This window comes from Pseudomonas sp. AC252 (assembly GCF_979258105.1).
The window spans coordinates 392617-411699 of record NZ_OZ409837.1 but is presented as its reverse complement, the minus strand read 5'-3'; the positions used below and the strand labels follow the sequence as shown (position 1 = coordinate 411699).

Sequence of the window (19083 nt, the reverse complement as noted above, 5' to 3'; positions counted from 1 at the left end):
TTTGCGACGCTATATGTCGCATTGCCGTAAACCCGGGAAAATCCGGGGTTTGCGCTATAAGAAGTTGTCGCTTGGCGACAAGGCCGGGCACCCAACTGTCCTTACAATCCCCTCATCGCTCGCCAGTTCCAGGCGGGTGTTCCTCTTCAGGAGACTCCGATGTCCGTTGAGCACGCTGCGGTACAACGCGCCGATTTCGACCAGGTAATGGTTCCCAACTACGCGCCTGCCGCTTTCATTCCGGTGCGTGGCGCCGGTTCCCGGGTCTGGGATCAGGCCGGCCGCGAGCTGATCGACTTCGCCGGCGGGATTGCCGTCAACGTCCTGGGCCACGCGCATCCGGCGCTGGTCGGTGCGTTGACCGAACAGGCGAACAAGCTGTGGCACGTGTCCAACGTGTTCACCAACGAACCGGCGCTGCGCCTGGCGCACAAGCTGATCGACGCCACGTTTGCCGAGCGCGTGTTCTTCTGCAACTCCGGCGCCGAAGCCAACGAGGCCGCATTCAAGCTGGCCCGTCGCGTCGCATTCGACCGTTTCGGCACTGAGAAATACGAAATCATCGCCGCACTGAACAGCTTCCACGGCCGTACCCTGTTCACCGTCAACGTCGGTGGCCAGTCGAAGTATTCCGACGGTTTCGGCCCGAAAATCACTGGCATCACCCACGTTCCGTACAACGATCTGGCCGCACTGAAAGCCGCGGTGTCCGAGAAGACCTGCGCGGTCGTGCTCGAGCCGATCCAGGGTGAGGGCGGCGTGCTGCCGGCCGAGCTGGCCTACCTGCAAGGTGCCCGCGAGCTGTGCGACGCCAACAACGCATTGCTGGTGTTCGACGAAGTGCAGACCGGCATGGGCCGCAGCGGCAAGCTGTTCGCCTACCAGCATTACGGCGTGACCCCGGACATCCTTACTAGCGCCAAAAGCCTGGGCGGCGGTTTCCCGATCGCGGCGATGATGACCACCGAAGCGCTGGCCAAACATCTGGTCGTCGGCACCCACGGCACCACTTACGGCGGCAACCCGCTGGCCTGCGCCGTCGCCGAAGCGGTGATCGACGTGGTCAACACCCCTGAAGTGCTGAACGGTGTGAACGCCAAGCACGACAAGTTCAAGACCCGCCTGCAACAGATCGGCGAGAAGTACGGCCTGTTCACCCAGGTGCGTGGTCTCGGTCTGCTGATCGGTTGCGTGCTGAGCGAAGCCTGGAAAGGCAAGGCCAAGGACATCTTCAACGCCGCCGAGCAGGAAGGCCTGATGATTCTCCAGGCCGGCCCGGACGTGATCCGTTTCGCCCCGAGCCTGGTGGTGGAAGACGCCGATATCGATGCCGGTCTCGACCGCTTCGAACGCGCCGCGGCGAAGTTGACGCAAGCCTGATGGACCTTTCAGCGCCTGGAGGTTTTCCGGCGCCGAAGCCAATTTTTTACATCGGACAGATTCGACTGTCGGAGTGAGCCCTGTGGTGAGGGGATTTATCCCCGTTGGGGCGCGAAGCACCCCCAGAAAAGGGGCCACTACGCAGCCCAACGGGGATAAATCCCCTCGCCACACAGGCTCACTCCTACAAGGTCCGGTGTTTTTTTCTGTGAATATTGAGAGAAAGGAGTGACACCATGCTGGTGATGCGCCCCGCGCAAATGGCTGATCTGGGCGAGGTACAGCGTCTGGCTGCGGATAGCCCGATTGGTGTCACTTCCTTGCCGGATGACGTGGAACGTCTGAGCGACAAGATCGCCGCGAGCGAAGCTTCGTTTGCCGCCGAAGTGAGCTTCAACGGTGAAGAGAGTTACTTCTTTGTCCTTGAAGACTCGAGCACCGGAAAACTGGTCGGCTGCTCGGCCATCGTCGCGTCCGCCGGCTACTCGGAGCCGTTCTACAGCTTCCGCAACGAGACTTTCGTCCACGCCTCCCGCGAGCTGAAGATCCACAACAAGATCCACGTGCTCTCGCAGTGCCACGACCTGACCGGCAACAGCTTGCTGACCAGTTTCTACGTGCAGCGCGAACTGGTCGGATCGCCGTGGGCCGAGCTCAATTCCCGTGGCCGTCTGCTGTTCGTTGCCAGCCACCCGGAGCGTTTTGCCGATTCGGTGGTGACCGAGATCGTCGGTTACAGCGACGAGAATGGCGACTCGCCGTTCTGGGATGCGATCGGGCGTAATTTCTTCGACCTCAACTACGCCGAGGCCGAGCGTCTGTGCGGGCTGAAAAGCCGCACCTTCCTCGCCGAGCTGATGCCGCATTACCCGATCTACGTGCCGTTGCTGCCGGACTCCGCCCAAGAGGCGATGGGCCAGGTGCATCCACGGGCGCAGATCACCTTCGACATCCTGATGCGCGAAGGCTTCGAGACCGATCACTACATCGACATCTTCGACGGTGGCCCGACCCTGCATGCGCGGGTTTCCGGGATCCGTTCGATCGCCCAGAGCCGCGTGGTGCCGGTGAAGATCGGTGAGCCGGTCAAAGGCGCCGGGCGCCAGTATCTGGTGGCCAACGCGCAGTTGCAGGATTACCGCGCGGTGTTGCTCGAGCTGGATTACGCGCCGGGCAAACCGGTGACGCTGGATCTGGAAGCGGCCGAAGCCCTGGGCGTCGGTGAAGGTGCCAGCGTGCGCCTGGTGGCGGTTTAACGCCTTAGCGAGTTTCACGGGTGGCGCGAGCGGCCCGTTTGAGGAGATAGCATGATTGTTCGTCCCGTACGCAGCAGCGATTTATCCGCGCTGATCGACCTGGCCCGCAGCACCGGCACCGGCCTGACTACCTTGCCGGCCAACGAAGAGCGCCTGACCCACCGGGTCGGCTGGGCCGAGAAGACCTTTCGCGGCGAAGCCGGGCGCGGTGATGCCGACTATCTGTTCGTGCTCGAAGACGATGACGGCCGTGTGGTGGGGATTTCCGCCATCGCCGGTGCGGTCGGCCTGCGTGAGCCCTGGTACAACTTCCGCGTCGGTCTGACGGTCAGCGCTTCGCAAGAGCTGAACATCTACCGAGAGATTCCGACGCTGTTTCTGGCCAACGACCTGACCGGCAATTCCGAGCTGTGCTCGCTGTTCCTGCACGCCGATTACCGCAACGGTCTCAACGGCCGGATGCTGTCCAAGGCGCGCATGCTGTTCATCGCCGAGTTCCCGGAGCTGTTCGGCAACAAGATCATCGCCGAGATGCGCGGCGTGTCCGATGACGCCGGGCGCTCGCCCTTCTGGGAAAGCCTCGGTCGGCATTTCTTCAAGATGGAATTCAGCCAGGCCGATTACCTGACCGGCGTCGGCAACAAGGCATTCATCGCCGAACTGATGCCAAAATTCCCGCTATACACCTGCTTCCTCTCGCCGGATGCGCGCAACGTCATCGGCCAAGTACACCCGGACACCGAGCCGGCACTGGCCATGCTCAAGAGCGAAGGCTTCAGCTATCAGGGCTACGTCGACATCTTCGATGCCGGCCCGGCCATCGAATGCGAAACCAGCAAGATCCGCGCGGTGCGTGACAGCGAAGCACTGGTGCTGGCCGTCGGCACACCGGGCGATGACGCCACGCCGTTCATCATCCACAACCGCAAGCGCGAGGATTGCCGCATCACGGCTGCACCAGCGCGCCTGGCTGCGGGCACCCTGGTGGTCGATCCGCAGACCGCGAAACGTCTTCAACTCAGCGCCGGCGATCAGGTTCGCGCCGTGGCGCTGTCCGCTGCACGGGAGTCCAAATAATGAATTCGCTATACATCGCAGGTGAGTGGCTGGCCGGTCAGGGCGAAGCCTTTCAATCTTTGAATCCGGTGACCCAGCAGGTGCTGTGGGCGGGCGAGGGCGCCACTGCCGCGCAGGTCGAATCGGCGGTGCAGGCTGCTCGTCAGGCGTTTCCTCAGTGGGCACGTCGCACCCTCGAGGAGCGCATCAGCGTTCTCGAAGCTTTTGCTGCTGCGTTGAAAAACCACGCTGACGAACTGGCTCGCACCATCGGCGAAGAAACCGGCAAACCACTGTGGGAAGCCGCGACTGAAGTGACCAGCATGGTCAACAAGATCGCGATTTCGGTGCAGAGCTATCGCGAGCGCACCGGCGAGAAGAGCGGCCCATTGGGCGACGCCACCGCCGTGTTGCGCCACAAGCCCCACGGCGTGGTCGCGGTGTTTGGTCCTTACAACTTCCCCGGTCACCTGCCTAACGGTCATATCGTCCCGGCGCTGCTGGCCGGTAACAGCGTGCTGTTCAAGCCCAGCGAACTGACGCCGAAAGTCGCCGAGCTGACGGTCAAGTGCTGGATCGAAGCCGGTCTGCCGGCAGGCGTGTTGAACCTGCTGCAAGGCGCGCGGGAAACCGGTATCGCTCTGGCGGCGAACCCGGGTATTGACGGTCTGTTCTTCACCGGCTCCAGCCGCACCGGCAATCACCTGCATCAGCAATTCGCCGGGCGCCCGGACAAGATTCTTGCGCTGGAGATGGGCGGCAACAACCCGCTGGTGGTCGATCAGGTCGCCGATCTGGACGCGGCGGTGTACACGATCATTCAGTCGGCGTTCATTTCCGCCGGTCAGCGCTGCACCTGCGCCCGCCGTCTGCTGGTGCCGCAAGGCGCGTGGGGCGACAGCCTGCTCAAGCGTCTGGTGGAAGTCAGTTCGACCATTGAAGTCGGTGCGTTCGATCAGCAACCGGCACCGTTCATGGGCTCGGTGATTTCCCTCGGCGCGGCCAAAGCGCTGATGGATGCGCAGGAACAACTGCTGGCCAACGGCGCGGTGGCGCTGCTGGAAATGACTCAGCCACAGGCGCAATCGGCCTTGCTGACTCCGGGCATTGTCGATGTGACGGCCGTGGCCGAGCGTCCGGACGAAGAACTGTTCGGGCCGCTGCTGCAAGTGATCCGCTACACCGATTTCGCTGCGGCGATCACTGAGGCCAACAACACCGCTTATGGGCTGGCCGCCGGTTTGCTCTCGGATTCCGAAGCGCGTTATCAGCAGTTCTGGCTGGAAAGCCGCGCCGGCATCGTCAACTGGAACAAACAGCTGACCGGCGCCGCGAGCAGCGCGCCGTTCGGCGGCGTCGGCGCCTCGGGCAACCACCGCGCCAGCGCCTACTACGCAGCAGATTATTGCGCGTACCCGGTGGCGTCGCTGGAAACGCCGAGCCTGGTGTTGCCTGCCTCGCTGACACCCGGCGTGAAAATGACGTAGCGCCCAATCGCTGGCAAGCCAGCTCCCACAGGGTCAGAGACGTCCACACATTTTGTGTACGACGCGGTCAATGTGGGAGCTGGCTTGCCAGCGATGGCCGCACCGCGGTCTTACCTAATTGTTACTCGATGCCTATAACAACAGATTCTCGTGGAGCCTCGCTGATGAAATCCTATGAAGTCAATTTTGACGGTCTAGTGGGGCCGACCCATAACTACGGTGGTCTGTCCTACGGCAACGTCGCCTCGCAGAGCAACAGTCAGCAATCCTCGAATCCGAAGGAAGCGGCGCTGCAAGGTCTGGCCAAAATGAAAGCGCTGATGGACATGGGCTTTCAGCAAGGCGTGCTGGCTCCGCAGGAACGTCCTGATGTGGCGGCGCTGCGCCGTCTGGGCTTCAGCGGTACTGACGCGCAAGTGATCGAGCGCGCCGCCAAGGAAGCGATGCCGCTGCTGGTCGCCAGTTGCTCGGCGTCGAGCATGTGGGTGGCCAACGCCGCCACGGTCAGCCCAAGTGCCGACACCGCTGACGGCCGCGTGCACTTCACCGCTGCCAACCTCAATTGCAAATATCACCGCAGCATCGAACACCCGACCACCAGCCGCGTGCTCGGTGCGATGTTCGCCAATCAACAGCACTTCGCCCATCACGCCGCTTTGCCGGCAGTGGCGCAGTTCGGTGATGAAGGCGCGGCCAACCACACGCGTTTCTGCCGTGAGTACGGTGAAGCGGGCGTCGAGTTTTTCGTATTCGGCCGCAGCGCCTTCGACAATCGTTTCCCGGCACCGCAGAAATACCCGGCGCGCCAGACCCTCGAAGCCTCGCAAGCCGTCGCGCGTCTGCACGGTCTGCGTGACGAAGGCGTGGTCTACGCCCAGCAAAACCCCAACGTCATCGATCAGGGCGTGTTCCACAACGACGTGATCGCCGTGGGCAACGGTGAAGTGCTGTTCTATCACGAGGACGCGTTCCTCGAGACCGACAAGATGCTCGCCGAACTGCAAGGCAAACTGGCCAAGGTCGGCGGCAACTTCCAGTCGGTGTGTGTGCCGCGTTCGGCGGTCAGCGTCGATGATGCGGTGCGTTCCTACCTGTTCAACAGCCAGTTGCTTTCGCGTGCCGATGGTTCGATGCTGCTGATCGTGCCGCAGGAATGCCAGGCCAACGAACGTGTCTGGGCTTATCTGCAAAGCCTGACCAGCTCGGGTGGAATGATCCGCGAAGTGAAGGTCTTCGATCTCAAGCAGAGCATGCAGAACGGCGGTGGCCCGGCATGCCTGCGTCTGCGTGTGGCGCTGAATGAAACCGAACTGTCAGCGGTCAACCCAGGGGTTATCATGACGGCCCCGTTGTACGGTTCGTTGACCGCATGGGTTGAAAAGCACTACCGCGACCGCCTGAGCGAAACCGACCTGGCGGACCCGCAGTTGTTGCTTGAATGCCGGACGGCACTGGATGAACTGACGCAAATCCTTAAACTGGGCGCGGTTTATCCCTTCCAGATCAATTGATCGCCGGCGCGCTGCCTGAACGTGGCGCGCGGCGTGTCACCCCAAGAGAGTAAAAACATGAGCGATTCCCTGCAGCTGATCCTTGAAGACACCGACGGCACGCAACTGCAAACCTCGTGCACCCGCGTTGCGGTCATGTGGCAAGGCAAAGAGCTGTGGATCCAGCAGGACGGCCGTGGCCAGCTGCTGATCGGCGTCGACGTCGAGGAAGGTGACGAAGAGTACGCCAATCTGCTGCTGCGCCCATTGGCGACTAATCTGGTAAGTCTGCAACTGGAAATGGAACCGGCTGACCTCGGCGCTGACGAGGATCACGTACACGGCCCGGATTGCAACCACGACCATTAAGGAAATCGCTCTATGCTCGCCCTCGGCAAACTGCTTGAACTGACCCTCGCCGGCCGCGAACCGGCGGAGAAGACTCAACTGACTGTCGAAGGCGTGCGCATGCGCTGGTTGAGCGAAGGGGCGCTGGAAGTGCGGCCCCCGGAAGCGCGCGACAATGGCCTGGACCTGCTGCTGTCGGCAGGCATCCACGGTAATGAAACCGCACCGATCGAGTTGCTCGATCGGCTGCTGCACGACATCGCACGCGGCGATCTCAAGCCGCGCGCACGCATTCTGTTCCTGTTCGGCAACCCGGAAGCCATCCGCAAGGGTGAGCGTTTCGTCGAGCAGGACGTCAACCGGCTGTTCAACGGCCGCCACGAACAAAGCAGCGGCTCGGAAGCGTTGCGCGCCTGCGAGCTGGAACGGCTGGCGGCGAGTTTCTTCAGCAAGCCCGAGCGCCAGCGTCTGCACTACGACCTGCACACCGCGATTCGTGGGTCGAAGATCGAACAGTTCGCCTTGTACCCGTGGAAGGAAGGGCGCCAGCATTCCCGTCGCGAACTGGCGCGCCTGCGCGCTGCTGGCATGGAGGCGGTGCTGTTGCAGAACAAACCGTCGATCGTGTTCAGTTCTTATACCTACGACAAGCTCGACGCCGAGGCTTTTACCTTGGAATTGGGCAAGGCGCGACCGTTCGGGCAGAACGATGGCGTTAACGTTTCACTGCTGGAAACCCGCCTGAAGCAGATCATCGAAGGCACTGAGCCGGAGACAGAAGAAGGGCTGGACGGCTTGCAGTTGTTCAGCGTGGCGCGGGAAATCATCAAGCACAGCGATGCGTTCCGCCTGAATCTGCCTCAGGACATCGAGAACTTTTCCGAGCTGGAACCGGGTTATGTGCTGGCCGAAGACCTGGCCAATACCCGTTGGGTGATCGAAGAGCAGGGCGCACGAATCATCTTCCCCAACCCCAAGGTCAAGAATGGCCTGCGCGCCGGCATCCTGATCGTCCCGACCACAGACGAAAACCTTGCCTGACTTCACCGCATTCCGTGTGTGATCGTTCCCACGCTCCGCGTGGGAATGCAGCCCGGGACGCTCCGCGTCCCAACAGCGGACGCAGAGCGTCCATTGAGGCATTCCCACGCAGAGCGTGGGAACGATCATGTGAGAATCAGACCGCTACAGCGCGCGGCTCGGTTCGACGCAACGCGCGAATCTTCAGCAACGTATCCGCGCAAGTCCGCGCTGCTTCCTGGCCCTTGTGCACAAAGTGCTCGAAGAAGAACTTCTGATGCTCTTCGCCCGAATGGAAGTGATGCGGGGTCAGCGACACCGAGAACACCGGCACTTCGGTTTCCAGTTGCACCTGCATCAGGCCGCTGACCACCGATTGCGCGACGAACTCGTGGCGATAAATGCCGCCGTCCACCACCAGGGCGGCGGCGACGATGCCGGCGTAACGGCCGGACTTGGCCAGCAGCTTGGCGTGCAGCGGCATCTCAAAAGCGCCGCCGACTTCGAAGAAATCGATGTCCGATTCCTGATAACCCTGCACCAGCATTTCGGCGATGAAGCCTTTACGGCTCTGGTCGACGATTTCCTTGTGCCAGCAGGCCTGGATAAACGCGACGCGCTCGCCCTGTGGGTGTTTGCTTTTGCTGTCGATAGCGGTGGGTTGCATGTTCTGACTCCTGTTTGTGTGAAAAACAGGGCGTTATGAATCGAAAGGGATGCAAGGGTGCGAACGCAGGCACGAATGCACGCGGACGGCCCTTTGGCGTCGATCCCGTTCTCTCTTCATCCGGACTATGACCGTCGGCCCCGGAATCACACCGGGTCTGCTGACCTTGCCGACGCACCCGACTCAAGTCGTGTGCAACGCCAAGCGCTCGCGGGCTATGCGCGTTGCGCGCAATTACCGCCGGTGGGGAATTGCACCCCGCCCTGAGAACGTTTTCGCCGCCCATAGGCGGCGGCGGCAAGTTTGTAACACATATTTCCCGGCCATGCACATGACACTGTGGGAGCGAGCCCGCTCGCGAAAGCGGCTTCACATTCAACGAATATGCTGACTGTTACTCCGCTTTCGCGAGCAGGCTCGCTCCTACATGGGCTTTGTCTTCTCGAGGAAGAATGGGATTTTTCCGCTTTCAAGGGTTGATTAATCTGCGCGATGACCGCAGTAATCCTACTTCACAACGGGATTTCCCCTGCTGACCAGAGGCCAGATTCATGAGCGTTATCGATCTTCGCAGCGACACCGTCACCCAACCGACTCCCGCCATGCTCGAGGCGATGACCGCAGCGGACACCGGAGACGATGTGTACGGTGAAGATCCGACGGTCAATCGCCTCGAGGCCGAGCTGGCCAAACGCCTGGGCTTTGCCGCGGCTTTGTTCGTGCCGACCGGGACCATGAGCAACCTGCTCGGCCTGATGGCGCACTGCGAGCGTGGTGACGAGTACATCGTTGGTCAGCAGGCGCACACCTATAAGTACGAAGGTGGCGGGGCGGCGGTGCTTGGTTCGATCCAGCCGCAGCCGCTGGAAGTGCAGGCCGACGGTTCACTGGATCTGGATCAGGTCGCCGCCGCGATCAAACCGGACGATTTCCATTTCGCCCGCAGCCGTTTGCTGGCGCTGGAAAACACCATGCAGGGCAAAGTGCTGCCGCTGGAATATCTAACGCGCGCGCGACGCTTTACTCAGGAACACGGCCTGCAATTGCACCTGGACGGCGCGCGGCTGTACAACGCGGCGGTCAAGCTTGGCGTCGATGCCCGGGAGATCACCCAGCATTTCGATTCGGTGTCGGTGTGCCTGTCCAAAGGCCTCGGCGCGCCGGTCGGCTCGGTGCTGTGCGGATCCGAACAGTTGATCGACAAGGCGCGGCGTTTGCGCAAAATGGTCGGCGGCGGCATGCGTCAGGCCGGGTTGCTCGCGGCGGCTGGCTTGTACGCACTGGATCATCACGTCGAACGTCTGGCGGATGACCATGACAACGCGCAGTTGCTCGCCGACGGTCTGCGTGAGGCCGGTTTCGTCGTCGAACCCGTGCAAACCAACATGGTTTATGTGCAAATGGGCGACAGAGCCCAAGCACTCAAGGCCTTTGCCGGCGAACGCGGGATCAGGCTCAGCGCCGCTGCGCGCTTGCGCATGGTTACGCACATGGACGTTAGCCGGGCGCAAATCGAGCAAGTGATCGCGACATTCGTCGAGTTTTCACGCAAGTGACAGCGTTAGCCGTCCAATTGACCGTTTCTATCGTATAAACACGCTGTACCCCGCGCGCAGGGCCGATATAATGCGGCCCTTTGCCGTCGCTTCGTCTCACGACGTTTCGAACAGGCCTTTGGCCGCAGCCTCCGTGGAAGAACCTAATGAAAAGCGCAGAAATCCGTGAAGCCTTCCTTCGCTTCTTCGAAGAGCAAGGCCACACCCGTGTAGCCTCCAGCTCTTTGATTCCGGGCAACGACCCAACCCTGCTGTTCACCAACGCGGGGATGAACCAGTTCAAGGACTGCTTCCTGGGCCAGGAAAAACGTGCGTACACCCGTGCCACCAGCAGCCAGAAATGCGTGCGCGCCGGCGGCAAGAACAGTGACCTGGAAAACGTCGGTTATACCGCGCGTCACCACACGTTCTTCGAAATGCTCGGCAACTTCAGCTTCGGCGACTACTTCAAGCACGACGCGATCACCTTCGCCTGGACCTTCCTCACTGGCGTGCTGAAGCTGCCGAAGGAAAAGCTCTGGGTCACCGTCTACGCCACCGACGACGAAGCGTATGACATCTGGACACAGAAAATCGGTGTGCCAGCCGAGCGCATGATCCGCATCGGCGACAACAAGGGCGCACCGTACGCGTCCGACAACTTCTGGACCATGGGCGATACCGGCCCGTGCGGCCCGTGCACCGAGATTTTCTACGATCACGGCGAGCACATCTGGGGCGGCCCGCCGGGCTCGCCGGAAGAAGATGGCGACCGCTACATCGAAATCTGGAACAACGTGTTCATGCAGTTCAACCGCACCGCCGATGGCGTATTGCATCCGTTGCCAGCGCCGTCGGTGGACACCGGCATGGGCCTGGAGCGGATCAGTGCGGTGATGCAGCACGTCAATTCCAACTACGACATCGACCTGTTCAAGAACCTGCTGAAGGCTTCGGCTGAAGCGATCGGCTGCGAAAACGGCGATCAGTCGTCGCTCAAAGTCGTCTCCGACCACATCCGTTCCTGCGGCTTCCTGATCGCCGATGGCGTGCTGCCGTCCAACGAAGGTCGCGGTTACGTGCTGCGCCGGATCATCCGTCGCGCCTGCCGTCACGGCAACAAGCTCGGCGCTACCGGCAGCTTCTTCTACAAGATCGTCGCGGCGCTGGTCGCCGAGATGGGCGAAGCCTTCCCGGAACTGCAGAAGCAGCAAAGCAATATCGAGCGCGTGCTCAAGGCTGAAGAAGAGCAGTTCTCCAAGACCCTGGAGCACGGCCTGAAAATCCTCGAGCAGGATCTGGCCGAGCTCAAAGGCACCGTGGTGCCGGGCGACGTGGTGTTCAAACTCTACGACACCTACGGTTTCCCGATGGACCTGACCGCCGACATCGCTCGCGAACGCGGCCTGACCGTCGACGAAGCCGGCTTCGAGCGCGAGATGGAAGCCCAGCGTGTGCGCGCGCGTTCGGCGAGTTCGTTCGGTCTGGACTACAACACTCTGGTCAAGGTTGACGTGGCCACCGAATTCACCGGTTACGCCGCCACCAGCGGCTCGGCGAAAATCGTTGCCATCTATAAGGATGGTCAGTCGGTCGACGTGCTGAGCGAAGGTCAGGAAGGCGTGATCGTGCTCAATCAGACGCCTTTCTACGCCGAATCCGGTGGCCAGATCGGCGACTGCGGTTTCATTCAGGCCGGCAACAGCCGCTTTGATGTGCGTGACACCACCAAGACCGGCGGCGCATTCCTGCACCACGGTGTGCTGGCCTCGGGCAGCCTGACCATTGGCGCGCCGGTGGAAACCCACGTCGACGCCGAAGTGCGTCACGCCACTGCGCTGAACCACTCGGCTACGCACTTGCTGCACGCCGCGCTGCGTCAGGTGCTCGGTGAGCATGTGCAGCAGAAAGGTTCGTTGGTCGACAGTCAGCGCTTGCGTTTCGACTTCAGCCACTTCGAAGCGATCAAGCCAGAACAGATCAAGCAGCTGGAAGACATCGTCAACGCCGAGATTCGCAAGAACTCCGCCGTTGAAACCGAAGAAACCGATATCGAAACCGCAAAGAACAAAGGCGCCATGGCGCTGTTCGGCGAGAAGTACGGCGACAGCGTGCGCGTGCTGAGCATGGGCGACTTCTCGGTCGAACTGTGCGGCGGGATCCACGCCAACCGTACCGGCGACATCGGCCTGCTGAAAATCATCAGCGAAGGCGGTGTGGCATCGGGCGTGCGTCGTATCGAGGCAGTCACCGGTGCTGCGGCGCTGGCCTACTTGAACGCGGCGGAAGAACAACTCAAGGAAGCGGCCAGCCTGGTCAAGGGCAGCCGCGACAACCTGATCGACAAGCTCTCGGCGGTACTGGAGCGCAACCGTCTGCTGGAGAAACAACTCGAGCAGTTGCAGGCCAAGGCTGCCAGCGCGGCGGGCGACGATCTGTCGGCCTCGGCGGTGGACGTCAAGGATGTGAAGGTGCTGGCCGCCCGTCTGGACGGTCAGGATGGCAAGGCGCTGCTGGCGCTGGTCGATCAGCTGAAAAACAAACTCGGCCGCGCAGTGATCCTGCTCGGCGGTGTCCATGAGGAAAAGGTCGTACTGGTTGCAGGCGTAACCAAGGACCTGACTGGCCAACTCAAAGCCGGTGATTTGATGAAACAGGCTGCTGCGGCAGTGGGCGGGAAGGGCGGTGGTCGTCCGGACATGGCGCAGGGCGGCGGTGTCGATGCCGCTGCGCTGGATGGCGCACTGGCGCTGACCGTTCCATTCGTCGAGCAGGCTTTATAAGACGGCTCGCCGGGCCTGCAGTCTAGTGGCGGGCCCGGCGACTGTTCGGAAGATTATTGGGCGCCCTTCATGGGCAGAGGCGGCTTTGAAATGGCTTTGATCGTACAGAAATTTGGAGGCACCTCGGTCGGCACTGTCGAGAGAATCGAGCAGGTCGCCGACAAGGTTAAGAAATTCCGCGATGCCGGCGATGACCTGGTGGTTGTGCTGTCTGCAATGAGCGGCGAAACCAACCGTCTGATCGATCTGGCCAAGCAAATCAGTGGTGAGGCACAACCGGTTCCGCGCGAGCTGGACGTGATCGTTTCCACCGGTGAACAGGTGACGATTGCCCTGTTGGCCATGGCGCTGATCAAACGCGGTGTGCCGGCGGTGTCGTACACCGGTAATCAGGTGCGGATACTGACTGACAGCGCACACAATAAAGCGCGTATCTTGCAGATCGATGACCAGAAGATTCGCGGTGATCTGAAGGCCGGTCGCGTGGTGGTTGTCGCCGGTTTCCAGGGCGTCGATGAGCACGGCAACATCACCACCCTCGGTCGCGGCGGTTCCGATACCACTGGCGTGGCACTGGCAGCTGCCTTGAAGGCCGATGAATGCCAGATCTACACCGACGTCGACGGTGTCTACACCACCGACCCGCGTGTGGTGCCGGTCGCTCAGCGTCTGGACAAGATCACCTTCGAAGAGATGCTGGAAATGGCCAGCCTAGGTTCCAAGGTCCTGCAGATCCGTGCGGTGGAATTCGCCGGCAAGTACAACGTTCCGCTGCGCGTACTGCACAGCTTCAAGGAGGGTCCGGGCACCCTCATTACTATTGATGAAGAGGAAACCATGGAACAGCCGATCATTTCCGGCATCGCTTTCAATCGCGATGAAGCCAAGCTGACCATCCGTGGCGTGCCAGACACCCCGGGTGTGGCGTTCAAGATTCTCGGCCCGATCAGTGCCGCGAACATCGAAGTCGACATGATCGTGCAGAACGTCGCGCACGATAACACCACCGACTTCACCTTCACGGTGCACCGCAACGACTACCAGGCCGCACAGACCGTGCTGGAAAACACCGCTCGCGAGATCGGTGCCCGCGAAGTCGTTGGCGACACCAAGATTGCCAAGGTCTCGATCGTCGGCGTCGGCATGCGTTCCCACGCAGGCGTCGCCAGCCGCATGTTCGAATCCCTGGCCAAGGAAAGCATCAACATCCAGATGATCTCGACTTCGGAAATCAAGGTGTCCGTAGTGATCGAAGAGAAATACCTGGAACTGGCCGTGCGCGCGCTGCACACGGCTTTCGAACTGGATGCTCCGGCCCGTCAGGGCGAGTAATCCGCTTCAGTGAAGGGCGCGGTCTGACCGCGCCCTTTATTTTTGAATGGCGCGAGCCCCGGAACTGTTCTTTTGCTCGCGCTGGTCAATACTCAGGCATGTAGGGCTACGATCGCTGCGGTTGTAGGTCGGGTGCCTTTTTTTGCAGACTGTTGTCCCTGAAATGAATGGCGTAAGGAGAAAGGTATGCTGATTCTGACTCGTCGGTGCGCGGAAAGCCTGATTATCGGTGACGGCGAAATCACCGTGACCGTGCTCGGCGTCAAAGGAAACCAGGTGCGTATCGGCGTCAACGCTCCGAAAGAGGTTGCGGTGCACCGTGAGGAAATTTACCTGCGTATAAAGAAAGAGAAGGACGAAGAACCAAGCCATTAATTTTTATCGATTTTTATGTTTGCAAACGGGGAAGAAGCTGGTTAATATACGCCCCGTGTTGCGGAGAGCTGGCCGAGTGGCCGAAGGCGCTCCCCTGCTAAGGGAGTACACCTCAAAAGGGTGTCGGGGGTTCGAATCCCCCGTTCTCCGCCATTATTTGCTTAGTACGTCGTAATCTGGCTTCTTCTGTAAGTTGTTGAAATTACTAGAAAAAGTGTTTGACATAGAGATTAGACGGCCTATAATGCGCGGCAACAAATGCACTCGTAGCTCAGCTGGATAGAGTACTCGGCTACGAACCGAGCGGTCACAGGTTCGAATCCTGTCGAGTGCACCATTTAAGAGTTATTTGCTGTAAGGTGAGTAACTCGGCTTCAGCCAGTTGTGGTCTGGTTTAAAAACACAAAATGCACTCGTAGCTCAGCTGGATAGAGTACTCGGCTACGAACCGAGCGGTCACAGGTTCGAATCCTGTCGAGTGCACCATATACCAAAAAGCCCGCGTTTAACGCGGGCTTTTTGCTGTCCGGGATTTGGCTTTTCCCTTCACACAACCCCTTTCATCAAAATCAATTTGAGCACTGCGGCCTCGCTTGAGGTCGTAACGATAGCTCGTGGTCGATGTGCGCGTGTTGATCTTGTCCGGCTTGCCCAGTGCGCTTTCGACGTCCCGCTGGCTCATGCCGGCAATCACCCGCCGGTTGATGATTGCGTCGCGCCGCTGCCTGTTATCGATCTGGTTTCCACATTTGTGTTCGGCGCCGCCGACGATGCCCGGTTCGCGGCCGCGGTCGTTCATGCCTGTCACAGCTTCGTGATTGAACTCCGGCATGATTGCGACCCAGCCGGGAGAATAGGGATGAACCTCCTGAACCGAGAGTTGCTCACCCATTGCGCAGCTCATCGATGTGAAGGTGACGCTGCCGTCAGCGGCCTCGCAACGATGAAGCGTGGCGGCTTTGGATGAGATGACGGGGAGCAGGGCGGTCAATAGAAAAAGCGCGGGTTTTGATGGCATTCGATGTCCTCCGTGACGATCTACGCTCAAGGGTAGTCGCTGCTTTTTGCAATGTCGGTGTGTTTTCTTTTCAAGATGAGTCGTCGCATTTGCACGGATCACGCAAGCGCTCAGGTTTGTTTCGCAAGCGCTTGTTTCAGCCGTGATTTTTTCAACGTTTTAAACCGTCGGGCGTGTATCATTGCGCCCGTCAGCCCCGCCGGGGCTTATGGAATACCTCCATGGACTTACCCAGTAGTTGTTCAGTAAACCGTTTCACCAATCATGAATTGACTGATTGATCCTTCCGGCGTGCCCCGCTGCTGGGAGTGGAGTTCGCCTATGTCCGAAATCGAAGTAAAGAAAACACAGGAAAGCCTGCAGGACCGTCTGGCTCAGGTCGTCGAGCTGCTGCAGCGCCAGCGTGTCGTTGAAGACCTGACTCATCGCCAGGAAGGTCCGCACCACGACCGCGTGGAAAACCTGGTTCACCGGCAAAATCTCGTCGAGCTGCAACGCAAGCTCGATGACCTGCACTCCGCCGACGTCGCCTACATTCTCGAAGCCTTGCCGCTGGACGATCGTCTGACGCTCTGGCAACTGGTCAAGGCCGACCGCGACGGCGACATTCTTCTCGAAGTATCCGATTCCGTCCGTGAAACGCTGATCGCCGACATGGACGATCACGAGCTCCTGGCTGCGGCCAAGGACATGGACGCCGACGAACTCGCTGACCTGGCCTCCGAGCTGCCGCGAGACGTCGTCCATGAGTTGATGGAGAGTCTGGATAACCAGCAGCGCGAACGCGTGCGCTCGGCTCTTTCCTACGACGAGGATCAGGTCGGTGCGCTGATGGACTTCGAGATGGTGACGATCCGTGAGGACGTCAGCCTTGAAGTGGTTCTGCGCTATCTGCGTCGCCTCAAAGAGCTTCCCGGTCACACCGACAAACTGTTCGTGGTCGATTACGACGGCGTGCTCAAGGGCGTGTTGCCGATCAAGCGTCTGCTGGTCAACGATCCGGAAAAACAGGTCGCCGAAGTAATGGCCAGCGATCCGGTGAGTTTCCACCCGGATGAAGACGCTTACGACGCTGCTCAGGCATTCGAGCGTTACGACTTGATCTCGGCGCCGGTGGTCGACAAGAACGGCAAACTGATCGGCCGTCTGACCATCGACGAAATGGTCGACCTGATTCGTGAGGAAAGCGAAAGCGAAGTCCTCAACATGGCCGGTCTGCGCGAAGAGGAAGACATCTTCGCCTCGGTGTGGAAATCCCTGCGTAACCGTTGGGCATGGCTGGCGGTGAACCTGATCACTGCATTTGTGGCATCGCGGGTGATCGGTCTGTTTGAGGGCTCGATCGAGAAACTGGTGGCGCTGGCGGCACTCATGCCGATCGTCGCCGGTATCGGCGGCAACTCCGGCAACCAGACCATCACCATGATCGTGCGCGCCATGGCGCTGGATCAGGTCAGCACCGGCAACACCTCGCGATTGATGCGCAAAGAGCTGGCGGTTGGTTTGATCAACGGTCTGGTCTGGGGCGGGGTAATCGGCGTGGTCGCGTACATGCTTTACGGCAGTTGGTCGCTTGGCGTAGTGATGACGGCAGCAATGACGCTCAATCTGTTACTGGCGGCATTGATGGGCGTGTTGATTCCGATGACGCTGGCCAAAATGGGCCGCGATCCGGCGATGGGCGCCAGCGTCATGATCACTGCGATGACCGACAGCGGGGGGTTCTTCATCTTCCTCGGGCTGGCGACAATCTTCCTGCTCTGATCTGTAGTGAATGAAAAGCCCGTCAAATTGACGGGCTTTTTTTGCGCCTGCGAAATCTCGAAAACCGAGGCAAAAAAAGCCAGCAATCATGCTGGCTTCAATATGTTCGGTATAGCTCAGGACGCGTCTGCGGCCATCTCGGCGTCGTGGGCGATCAGCGACACAAGGGCGTTCTGCTGACGGTGCGACAGCTGACGGAAGCGTTGCAACAGCTCGCGCTCGTGCAGCGACAGCTCCGGGCTGTCCAGGCGCATGCTCAGCTCTTCGCCCAGTGCGCCTTCCTGAATAAGACTCTGCTCAAGGCGCGCAATGATCTCGGAGTTCATGCTGCGATGATGATTGCGAGCCACCTCGGCAATGCGTTCACGCATTCCGTCTGGCAGACGTACGACAAACTTGTCAGCCGTACGGCTGGAATAAATTGCCTGTTTCAATGGGCGCATATATTTAACCGGTTAGTTCAGGGGAGCGGTTCTCGGGATTGGCCGCAGGATGTGTGGTAGGACAAGCATCCGGACCAATTGGTTCAACCTGAATTGTTAAGAGGCCGGCATCATGCCTCAAAATTGCCAGATCATTGGCGTCAATTCTGTGACAAATATTGAGCCGGGTAAAGGCGTAATGCCAGCACCAGTTGTCAGAAATGCGGACTGGTTGGAAAACTTTCCATTCGTCCGTATCGCTGCCCGCTTTCGAATGCACATCTGTTGATGTCCGAAGACGCCAGAACGTGCATGCTATGCAGCTCGCTATTCTTGATCCCTGTCTGTACAGGATAGTGGCAATTTGCCGATTTACTAGAGGCAGAACCTGTCGGAGGGCGTTTACAGGATGGATGGCAAGCTTTTTTACCTGATGGGGCCGTCCGGTTCGGGCAAGGACAGCCTGATCGAGGCAGCGCGAGAGCCATTGCGAGCGTTGAACTGTGAAGTAATGCGCCGGGTGATTACCCGATCAGCGGAGTCCGTTGGCGAAGATGCAATCGGCGTGACGCCTGAAGAGTTCGACCGGCGACAGCGCGCCGGGGCCTTTTCCTTGGCTTGGCAAGCCAACGGCCTGTCTTACGGTATTACCAAAGAAATGGATGAATGGTTGCGAAGCGGGCGGCATGTGCTGGTGAATGGTTCGAGAGCGAACCTGCGCCAGGCGATGGAGTTTTATCCGACCCTTGTGCCGATCCTGCTGACCGTCAAAGACGAGGTCCTGCGCAAGCGCTTGCTCAAGCGTGGCCGGGAAACCCCTGAGCAGATCGATGCGAGGCTGGCTCGCAACGCGTTGTTCAAAGACCGAAGATCCAGCGACAGCCCCGTTCACCAGATCGATAATTCTGCCGACCTTGCCGTCGCTGTCGCCGCGTTACTGGAATGGGTTCAACTCAACGCAGGACCGGATCGAACTTGATCTTGCGCCCGGCGATCAGCGCCAGCACAAACAGCACTGCAAATACGCCACAGCCAACCAGAGGCAAGGTGACTTCCGTCTCCTCGAACAGCGCCAGGTGGGTAACGCCACTCAGTAAAGCGAGGATGAGAAATCCTGTCGCCGATTTGGACATGTTCTACTCCTGAAGAT

Annotated in this window: 17 protein-coding genes, 3 tRNA genes and 1 riboswitch; of the genes, 16 read left to right on the top strand and 4 right to left on the bottom strand. The window is 60.0% G+C overall.

Annotation, left to right across the window (positions count from 1 at the left end; all coding sequences use genetic code 11):
• Positions 1–159: 159 nt before the first annotated feature.
• From ACZZZ4_RS01940 to astE, 7 genes are all read left to right on the top strand, one after another.
• Positions 160–1380 (top strand): aspartate aminotransferase family protein, encoded by a 1221-nt coding sequence (locus tag ACZZZ4_RS01940; protein ID WP_016773586.1) that lies wholly within the window; start codon positions 160–162, stop codon positions 1378–1380.
• A 236-nt stretch (positions 1381–1616) separates the two neighbouring features.
• The gene (gene aruF / locus ACZZZ4_RS01935; RefSeq protein ID WP_463547127.1) at positions 1617–2636 is read left to right on the top strand and encodes an arginine/ornithine succinyltransferase subunit alpha; all 1020 of its coding nucleotides are present in this window, start codon (positions 1617–1619) and stop codon (positions 2634–2636) included.
• A gap of 51 nt (positions 2637–2687) precedes the next feature.
• Complete coding sequence (astA, locus tag ACZZZ4_RS01930) at positions 2688–3713, top strand: arginine N-succinyltransferase (RefSeq protein WP_024014014.1); 1026 nt, start codon at positions 2688–2690, stop codon at positions 3711–3713.
• Positions 3710–5179 carry a succinylglutamate-semialdehyde dehydrogenase gene (astD, locus tag ACZZZ4_RS01925; RefSeq protein ID WP_463549242.1) on the top strand — a complete coding sequence of 490 codons (1470 nt, stop codon included), beginning with the start codon at positions 3710–3712 and terminating at the stop codon, positions 5177–5179. Before astA ends, astD begins: the two co-directional genes overlap by 4 nt.
• Positions 5180–5343: 164 nt before the next feature.
• Complete coding sequence (gene astB, locus ACZZZ4_RS01920) at positions 5344–6690, top strand: N-succinylarginine dihydrolase (RefSeq protein WP_463547126.1); 1347 nt, start codon at positions 5344–5346, stop codon at positions 6688–6690.
• A 57-nt stretch (positions 6691–6747) separates the two neighbouring features.
• On the top strand, positions 6748–7038 hold the full coding sequence (locus ACZZZ4_RS01915; RefSeq protein WP_016773591.1) for a hypothetical protein: 291 nt from the start codon (positions 6748–6750) through the stop codon (positions 7036–7038).
• A 12-nt stretch (positions 7039–7050) separates the two neighbouring features.
• A complete protein-coding gene (gene astE / locus ACZZZ4_RS01910) occupies positions 7051–8058 on the top strand; it encodes a succinylglutamate desuccinylase (RefSeq protein WP_463547125.1) in 1008 nt (335 codons plus the stop codon).
• Positions 8059–8194: 136 nt separating this feature from the next.
• Here the strand turns inward: astE and ACZZZ4_RS01905 are convergent, their stop codons facing one another.
• Positions 8195–8704, bottom strand: coding sequence for a 6,7-dimethyl-8-ribityllumazine synthase (locus tag ACZZZ4_RS01905; RefSeq protein ID WP_039757946.1), 510 nt, complete (start codon positions 8702–8704; stop codon positions 8195–8197).
• A gap of 103 nt (positions 8705–8807) precedes the next feature.
• Positions 8808–8979: riboswitch (FMN riboswitch) on the bottom strand.
• A gap of 276 nt (positions 8980–9255) precedes the next feature.
• Here ACZZZ4_RS01905 and ltaE point away from each other — a divergent pair.
• The 7 genes from ltaE (at position 9256) to ACZZZ4_RS01870 (ending at position 15215) form a co-directional block, all read left to right on the top strand.
• Complete coding sequence (gene ltaE / locus ACZZZ4_RS01900; protein ID WP_463547124.1) at positions 9256–10260, top strand: low-specificity L-threonine aldolase; 1005 nt, start codon at positions 9256–9258, stop codon at positions 10258–10260.
• 146 nt (positions 10261–10406) lie between these two features.
• Positions 10407–13022, top strand: coding sequence for an alanine--tRNA ligase (gene alaS, locus ACZZZ4_RS01895; RefSeq protein ID WP_039757942.1), 2616 nt, complete (start codon positions 10407–10409; stop codon positions 13020–13022).
• A 90-nt stretch (positions 13023–13112) separates the two neighbouring features.
• Positions 13113–14354: an aspartate kinase gene (locus ACZZZ4_RS01890; RefSeq protein WP_016773595.1), complete on the top strand. Its 1242-nt coding sequence runs from the start codon at positions 13113–13115 to the stop codon at positions 14352–14354.
• Positions 14355–14540: 186 nt separating this feature from the next.
• A complete protein-coding gene (csrA, locus tag ACZZZ4_RS01885; protein ID WP_002554426.1) occupies positions 14541–14729 on the top strand; it encodes a carbon storage regulator CsrA in 189 nt (62 codons plus the stop codon).
• Between the two features lie 62 nt (positions 14730–14791).
• A tRNA-Ser gene (locus ACZZZ4_RS01880) sits at positions 14792–14882 on the top strand.
• A 107-nt stretch (positions 14883–14989) separates the two neighbouring features.
• Positions 14990–15066 (top strand) — tRNA-Arg (locus ACZZZ4_RS01875).
• Between the two features lie 72 nt (positions 15067–15138).
• Positions 15139–15215 (top strand) — tRNA-Arg (locus ACZZZ4_RS01870).
• Between the two features lie 19 nt (positions 15216–15234).
• On the opposite strand, the gene ACZZZ4_RS01865 is transcribed toward ACZZZ4_RS01870, so the two are convergent.
• On the bottom strand, positions 15235–15747 hold the full coding sequence (locus ACZZZ4_RS01865; protein ID WP_463547123.1) for a cell envelope protein SmpA: 513 nt from the start codon (positions 15745–15747) through the stop codon (positions 15235–15237).
• Between the two features lie 321 nt (positions 15748–16068).
• Here ACZZZ4_RS01865 and mgtE point away from each other — a divergent pair, with 321 nt between their 5' ends.
• Positions 16069–17511 carry a magnesium transporter gene (gene mgtE / locus ACZZZ4_RS01860; protein WP_016773597.1) on the top strand — a complete coding sequence of 481 codons (1443 nt, stop codon included), beginning with the start codon at positions 16069–16071 and terminating at the stop codon, positions 17509–17511.
• 116 nt (positions 17512–17627) lie between these two features.
• Here mgtE and ACZZZ4_RS01855 read toward each other — a convergent pair whose 3' ends face one another.
• Positions 17628–17954 (bottom strand): Arc family DNA-binding protein, encoded by a 327-nt coding sequence (locus ACZZZ4_RS01855; protein WP_003178899.1) that lies wholly within the window; start codon positions 17952–17954, stop codon positions 17628–17630.
• Positions 17955–18342: 388 nt separating this feature from the next.
• Here ACZZZ4_RS01855 and phnN point away from each other — a divergent pair, with 388 nt between their 5' ends.
• Entirely contained in the window at positions 18343–18912 is a 570-nt protein-coding gene (phnN, locus tag ACZZZ4_RS01850; protein WP_463547122.1) for a phosphonate metabolism protein/1,5-bisphosphokinase (PRPP-forming) PhnN, read from the top strand.
• Here phnN and ACZZZ4_RS01845 read toward each other — a convergent pair.
• Positions 18887–19066, bottom strand: a complete 180-nt coding sequence (locus tag ACZZZ4_RS01845; RefSeq protein ID WP_016773599.1) for a PA3371 family protein — start codon at positions 19064–19066, stop codon at positions 18887–18889. The two genes, phnN and ACZZZ4_RS01845, sit on opposite strands and share 26 nt — an antisense overlap.
• Between the last annotated feature and the right edge of the window lie 17 nt (positions 19067–19083).